At 51.1% G+C, this 6,285-nt stretch carries 4 protein-coding genes; 3 read left to right on the top strand and 1 reads right to left on the bottom strand.

What is annotated here, in order from left to right:
* The first annotated feature begins 320 nt into the window (after nucleotides 1–320).
* Complete coding sequence (locus ABWO75_RS02430; protein WP_353182190.1) at nucleotides 321–2,057, top strand: GMC family oxidoreductase; 1,737 nt, start codon at nucleotides 321–323, stop codon at nucleotides 2,055–2,057.
* Between the two features lie 13 nt (nucleotides 2,058–2,070).
* Nucleotides 2,071–2,700, top strand: a complete 630-nt coding sequence (locus ABWO75_RS02425; protein WP_353182188.1) for a gluconate 2-dehydrogenase subunit 3 family protein — start codon at nucleotides 2,071–2,073, stop codon at nucleotides 2,698–2,700.
* Nucleotides 2,701–2,721: 21 nt separating this feature from the next.
* Here the strand turns inward: ABWO75_RS02425 and ABWO75_RS02420 are convergent, their stop codons facing one another.
* Nucleotides 2,722–3,984, bottom strand: a complete 1,263-nt coding sequence (locus ABWO75_RS02420) for a TCR/Tet family MFS transporter (protein WP_353182186.1) — start codon at nucleotides 3,982–3,984, stop codon at nucleotides 2,722–2,724.
* Between the two features lie 183 nt (nucleotides 3,985–4,167).
* Between ABWO75_RS02420 and ABWO75_RS02415 the strand changes: the two genes are divergently transcribed.
* Nucleotides 4,168–6,198: a heavy metal translocating P-type ATPase gene (locus ABWO75_RS02415; protein ID WP_353182184.1), complete on the top strand. Its 2,031-nt coding sequence runs from the start codon at nucleotides 4,168–4,170 to the stop codon at nucleotides 6,196–6,198.
* Nucleotides 6,199–6,285: the final 87 nt, after the last annotated feature.

Here is a 6,285-nt window from a genome sequence, read left to right as displayed (position 1 = left end):
TTTTCCGGGAGATCGGCGCTGACCGGCATGATTTGCAGGATACATGGGCTATTGAACATTTATCGCACATAAAAACACCTATGCATGTCTATGCTGCCTTCCGCGATACGGTATCCGGCGGCATTTCGGACAGTGTGTACTGCGGGGTGGTTTGATTTCCCTGGATAATAGCTTTTTTGCATAATCGTTTTAGCTTTCTTGGCGATATTGTTGGGCATATTGCAGGGAAAATTTATATTTGACAATCGGTATTCCTATTCCTTCGGGGAACAGGCGTCGGTACACTAAACGTTAACAACTTATATACAGCTCATAATAGTATGATTTCCTATCAGATTAAAGAGGATCCGACCGTTTACGATGCGATTGTAGTGGGGTCTGGTGCCGGAGGCGGAATGGCCGGATATGTATTGGCCAATGCCGGACTCAAAGTGCTGATGCTGGAGGCGGGACCTTTTTTCGATCCTGCCAAAGATGCGCTGCAGCTACGGTGGCCGTGGGAATCGCCGCGACGAGGTGCCAGCACCGTGCGTCCTTTCGGTGATTTTGATGCGGCTTATGGTGGCTGGGAGCTGGATGGCGAACCATATACGCGCGCAGCAGGTACGGAATTCGAATGGTTCAGGGCCCGTATGCTTGGGGGGCGCACCAACCACTGGGGGCGTATCTCGCTCCGCATGGGACCGGATGATTTTAAACCCAAGGACGGCGTGACCGAAAGCTGGCCTATCACTTACGAAGAAGTGAAGCCGTTTTATGACCGGATCGACCGGATGATCGGTATTTATGGCACCGTTGAAGGTATCCATAACGAACCCGATGGCATTTTCCTGAAACCACCCAAGCCGCGGCTGAATGAGCTATACATCAAGCGCGGGGCGCAGAAAGCCGGGGTGCCGGTGATCGCCGGCCGGGGTTCGGTGCTTACCGAGGCACTCCCGGGGGCAGAAGGCCGTGGCACCTGTTTTTATTGTGGGCAATGCGGCCGTTCATGTCGGGTTTACGGTGATTTTTCTTCGTCGTCGTGCCTGGTAATGCCTGCGATGAAAACAGGAAATTTAACGGTAGTTGATCATGCGATGGTACGGGAGGTGTTGACTAATGATGAAGGGCTTGCTACCGGCGTATCATACGTCAACACACAGGACCTTCAGGAATACGCAGTACGAGGTAAATTGGTTATACTGGGTGCGAGTGCCTGTGAGAGTGCGCGGCTACTCCTGAACTCTAAGTCGGCTGCACATCCCGGTGGCTTGGGTAATAGCAGTGGTTTGGTAGGGCGTTATCTTCATGATTCTACGGGAGCAGGTGCGGGTGGATTTCTTCCCCAACTGCTTGACCGGAAACGTTATAATGAGGACGGAGTGGGTAGTGTGCATATTTATTCACCGTGGTGGGGCGATAATAGCAAGTTAAATTTCCCGCGCGGTTATCATATTGAGTACGGCGGTGGCCTGCATATGCCTTCATACGGCTTCCTGAATTGGGTACCTAACGTAAATCACTTGGTATCAAACGCCGACGGACAGCCGCAGGAACAAGGTGGATATGGCGCATCACTTAAAGCGGATTACCGTCGTTTTTACGGGGCTAATGTGGGTATGGCCGGTCGCGGAACAGCACTTGCCCGTTATGATAATTATTGTGAAATTGATCCCTCAGGCGTCGATAAATACGGTATTCCCGTGTTGCGTTTCCACTATAAGTGGGCTAACGAGGAAGTGGAACAGGCTAAGCATATGCAAGAAACGTTCAAGGAAATACTGCATGAGATGGGCGCCATCGTTTCCTCCCCTCCTCCCGGACCCGAAACACTTTACGGGCTGGAAGCACCGGGCAAAATCATTCATGAAGGGGGTACCACACGGATGGGTGACGACCCTAAAAAATCGGTATTGAACCGGTGGAGCCAATCACACGATTGCCGCAACTTATTTGTGGTGGATGCAGGTCCATTTGTCCAGCAGGGTGATAAGAACCTGACATGGACTATCCTCGCACTGTCCATGCGTACGGCGGAATATATCCTGAAAGAACGCAATAAACTGAACATCTGAAAAGGGGAATAATATGAATAGAAGAGATTCGATTAAAGCCCTCGGGCTTGCTGCAACGGGCGGTGCATTGTTGCTTAACGCCTGCGGTCCGGATACGGCAGCAAAAAAGGGATCGGCTACTAAGACAGATAAATTACCCGGGGTAACCGACGTTGAACACGATCGAAACCAACGGCTGGCTGCTGAGCAGTTTTTTTCCGAACATGAACTGAAGACTATTGCGATACTAGCAGACATTATCATCCCGGCCGACGGGGTCTCAGGAAGCGCCACTGACGCTGGCGTACCTGATTTCATTGAGTTTATGGTCAAGGATATCCCCAGCTACAAAACACCGATGCGTGGCGGCCTGAAGTGGCTGGATGTCCAGAGCCAGCGCCGGTATGGAAAAGTTTTCGCTGCATGCACAGATCAACAGCAATTGGAATTGGTTGATGCTATCGCGTATCCTGCCAAGGCAGCGCCGGGAATGGAACAGGGTGTTGCATTTTTCAGTTTGATGCGTAACCTCACTGCTTCCGGTTTTTTTACAAGTGAGATGGGTGTCAAGGATATCGGTTACGTGGGCAATCGACCTGGCATATGGGACGGCGTACCTGCGGATCTGCTTCAAGCGCATGGTTTTGCGGACGGGTGGGGATAAATTCCCGTTTGCTAACACCTACTAATCCAACGGGGCTGGCTGGTCAAGCGCGGGCAGCTCCCCGTGTGTGGTCTTTTCTTTCGTCAGCACCTTTCTCACGATAACCAGGCCGCCCAGCATACATGCCGCGCCGATGAGAAAATGGATACCGGGCAGGTGAAAAGGCGCCTGGTCTGTAGTGAAATACGAAAATGTACCGTTCATAATGAGCGGTCCGATGATTGTCGTGAGGCTCATCAGGCTCGTTAGCGCGCCCTGTAATTCCCCTTGCTGATTTTTTACCACATGCCCCGCGATGACGGATTGCAACGACGGGCCACAGATTCCACCAAGACAATAAGGCACCAGAAAGACAAACATCATCCACCCTTCGGTGGCAAAGGCAAAGAGCACAAGCCCCAATGCATACAGTGAAAGTCCGAGGTAAATGCTCTTTTCATTGCCGATTTTGGGGGTAATCACACGGGTGAGTACGCCCTGCACCAATCCGGTCAATACGCCTACTACCGTAAGGGAAATGCCGATCATACCCTCACTCCAGTCAAATTGGTATATCGTAAAGAAATTCCAGCTACCCTGAACGGCCTGTGCGCCCAGGTAAATCAGAAAGAAACTCAATGCCAGGCCTCCGATTTCGGAATGCCGGGTCAGGAACCGTAATGAACCCATGGGATTGGCGCGTTTCCAGTCGAAATCCCGTCGATTATCCTTGGAAAGCGACTCCGGCAGCATAAAATACCCAAATAGGCAGTTGATCAGGCAGAGCGCCGCAGCAGCATAGAATGGCGCCCGAAGCCCCCACGTTGCCAGCAGTCCACCCAGCGCCGGACCCAAAACAAAACCCAGACCGAAGGCGGCGCCAATCAATCCGAAATTTTTTGCCCGGGTGGTTTCATCGGTACTGATATCGGCGATGTAGGAGGAGGCCGTTGTGAAGCTGGCTCCGGTGATACCGGCGATGATCCGGCCCAGAAAGAGCCATCCGTAAGTAGGTGCCCATGCGAGTACCAGGTAATCGATGCCGAAACCCAGCAGGGAAAATAGCAGAATCGGCCGTCGGCCGAATTTGTCACTCAGGTTCCCGACAACCGGTGAAAACAAAAACTGTGTAATAGCAAATACCGAAAGTAGGAAAGCACCGTAGGTACTGGCGATATTAACCGGAATCCCCTTTAGTTCGGCGATCAAATCCGCCATTACGGGAATGATCAGTCCCCACCCCATCACATCAATCAATAACGTGATAAAGATAAAGCCCATGGCCGCCTGCTTGGAAGTACGCATGTGATGCAGATAAAAAAACCAGGCAATAATAAGGATAATTTCCAATGTTTGATGCAGCTATCCTTTTTCTCACGAAATGATGATATCCCATTTATATCACGTTACCATCCCCCCTGCGTTAGTGGAGCCCAGTTTTGGCGACCCCATGTTTTTCAGTACCTTTAACCTGAATTTAAGATACCTATGGCACAATTGGATCCCAACCAGATACACGTAGCGGATAGCCACGGTTGCTGCTGTGCAACGGATGATCATCGTACAGAGGGTGCTACCCGGCAGCCGGATAATCGAGGAGGCAGTTTATCTGCCGCTGGTGCCGGACCGTCGCAATTACAGTTGTTCATGCCCGCAATTTTCAGCTTTGTGCTGCTTATTTGCGGACTTGCGCTGGATAATAACTGGTTAAACAAGCCTGCCTTTTTTTCGGGCTGGGTACGGCTATTGTGGTATGCCATTGCCTATGTGCCGGTAGCATTACCGGTTATTCGGGATATGTTCCGGGCAATTTCGAAAAACGACTTCTTTTCCGAGTTTACATTAATGACAATTGCGACGATCGGCGCATTTATTATTGGCGTGTACCCGGAAGGCGTTGCGGTGATGCTTTTCTATACGGTGGGAGAAAATGTACAGGCGTTAGCCGTCCGAAAAGCGCGGGGGAATATTCGTGCATTGCTGGATCAGCGGCCAGATGAAGTAACCGTGATACGGGCGGAAATTCCCCATGTGGTAAAGGCACAGGCAGTCGACATTGGAACGACTATACAGCTTAAACCCGGAGAGAAACTGGCACTTGATGGCGAGTTGCTTTCCGACCGGGCAGCCTTTAATACTGCTGCACTCACCGGGGAAAGCAAACCTGATACGAAGACCAAGGGTGACACTGTTCTGGCCGGCATGGTGAACCTGAGTGGCGTGGTACGTGTACAGGTGACTGCCGCGTATACCGACAGTAAGCTTAGTCGGATACTGACACTGGTGCAGCATGCCACGGCACAAAAGGCGCCGACAGAACTGTTTATCCGAAAGTTCGCCAGGTGGTATACGCCGGCAGTTGTCGGATTTGCGGTATTGATTACCGTTGCTCCTTATTTTTTTGTGGCCGATTATGTATTCAGCGAATGGCTGTATCGGGCACTGGTATTCCTGGTCATTTCCTGTCCATGTGCATTGGTCATTTCCATTCCGCTCGGATATTTCGGCGGTATTGGTGCGGCAAGCCGCCATGGTCTGCTGGTAAAAGGAAGTAATTTCCTGGATGTCATGGCAGATGCCGGACAGGTTGTAATGGACAAAACAGGTACGTTGACCAAAGGTGTTTTTGAAGTTCGGGAAATGGTCATCGATAGCCAATTTGATAAAACGGAACTTCTTAAGCTGGTCAACACACTTGAGCATCACAGCACACATCCCGTCGCAACTGCCATCCAGCGTTATCTTGGCAATGTGGAACGGATCTCCGGCCTGGAGAAAATCGAAGAGGAGGCTGGGTTGGGCTTAACGGCAATGATGGATGGTAAGCAGCTGCTTGTCGGCAATTTCAGACTACTTGATCACTATCACGTACCCTATTCCCTGAACACGGCTGCAATCACGGATACGGTAATTGCCATAGCTTATGACGGTAAGCTGGCGGGTTACTTCACCATTGCCGATGAAATCAAACCCGATGCACAGGCCGCAGTACGTGAACTGAAGATCATGGGAATTACCCCTACCCTTTTGAGTGGTGATAAATCAGCGGTGGTGCAGGATGTAGCCCGTAAATTGGGGATATCGAAGGCGTATGGCGACCTGCTGCCGGAAGATAAGGTAAATATGGTTAAGGCAATCCGTGACGCGGGTGATCGCGTGATTTTTGTTGGTGACGGACTCAATGACGCTCCGGTACTGGCACTGAGTGATGCGGGTATTGCCATGGGCGGGCTCGGAAGTGATGCAGCTATCGAAACCGCCGATGTTGTAATCCAGGATGATGCACCTGGCAAAATCCCAGTGGGAATCCGGATCGGAAAAGCTACCCGCAGGATTGTATGGCAGAACATTGCGCTGGCTTTCTCGGTGAAAATTGCCGTATTATTGCTTGGTGCCGGAGGGATGGCCTCGATGTGGGAAGCGGTGTTTGCCGATGTAGGAGTTGCCCTGCTGGCAATCCTGAATGCCATACGCATCCAGCGCATGTCATTCGGTATATTACCCCGCACCGGGCAATAACCAACGAGGTCCAGCAGAGAAGAAAGGACTTGAATACTACCCAAACACCGGCTAGATGACTAGTGGGCTAAATAAAAAAGTGTCTCT

It is taken from the genome of Parapedobacter lycopersici (genome assembly GCF_040395035.1).
GTDB classification, from domain to species: Bacteria; Bacteroidota; Bacteroidia; order Sphingobacteriales; family Sphingobacteriaceae; genus Parapedobacter; species Parapedobacter lycopersici_A.
This window is presented reverse-complemented; position numbering and strand designations above follow the sequence as displayed.

What these genes read in the sequence shown, in the direction of transcription:
- ABWO75_RS02430 (WP_353182190.1), top strand. Translation starts at nt 321, where the DNA reads ATGATTTCCTATCAGATTAAAGAGGATCCGACCGTTTACGATGCGATT.
- ABWO75_RS02425 (WP_353182188.1), top strand. Translation starts at nt 2,071, where the DNA reads ATGAATAGAAGAGATTCGATTAAAGCCCTCGGGCTTGCTGCAACGGGC.
- ABWO75_RS02420 (WP_353182186.1), bottom strand. Translation starts at nt 3,984, where the DNA reads ATGCGTACTTCCAAGCAGGCGGCCATGGGCTTTATCTTTATCACGTTA.
- ABWO75_RS02415 (WP_353182184.1), top strand. Translation starts at nt 4,168, where the DNA reads ATGGCACAATTGGATCCCAACCAGATACACGTAGCGGATAGCCACGGT.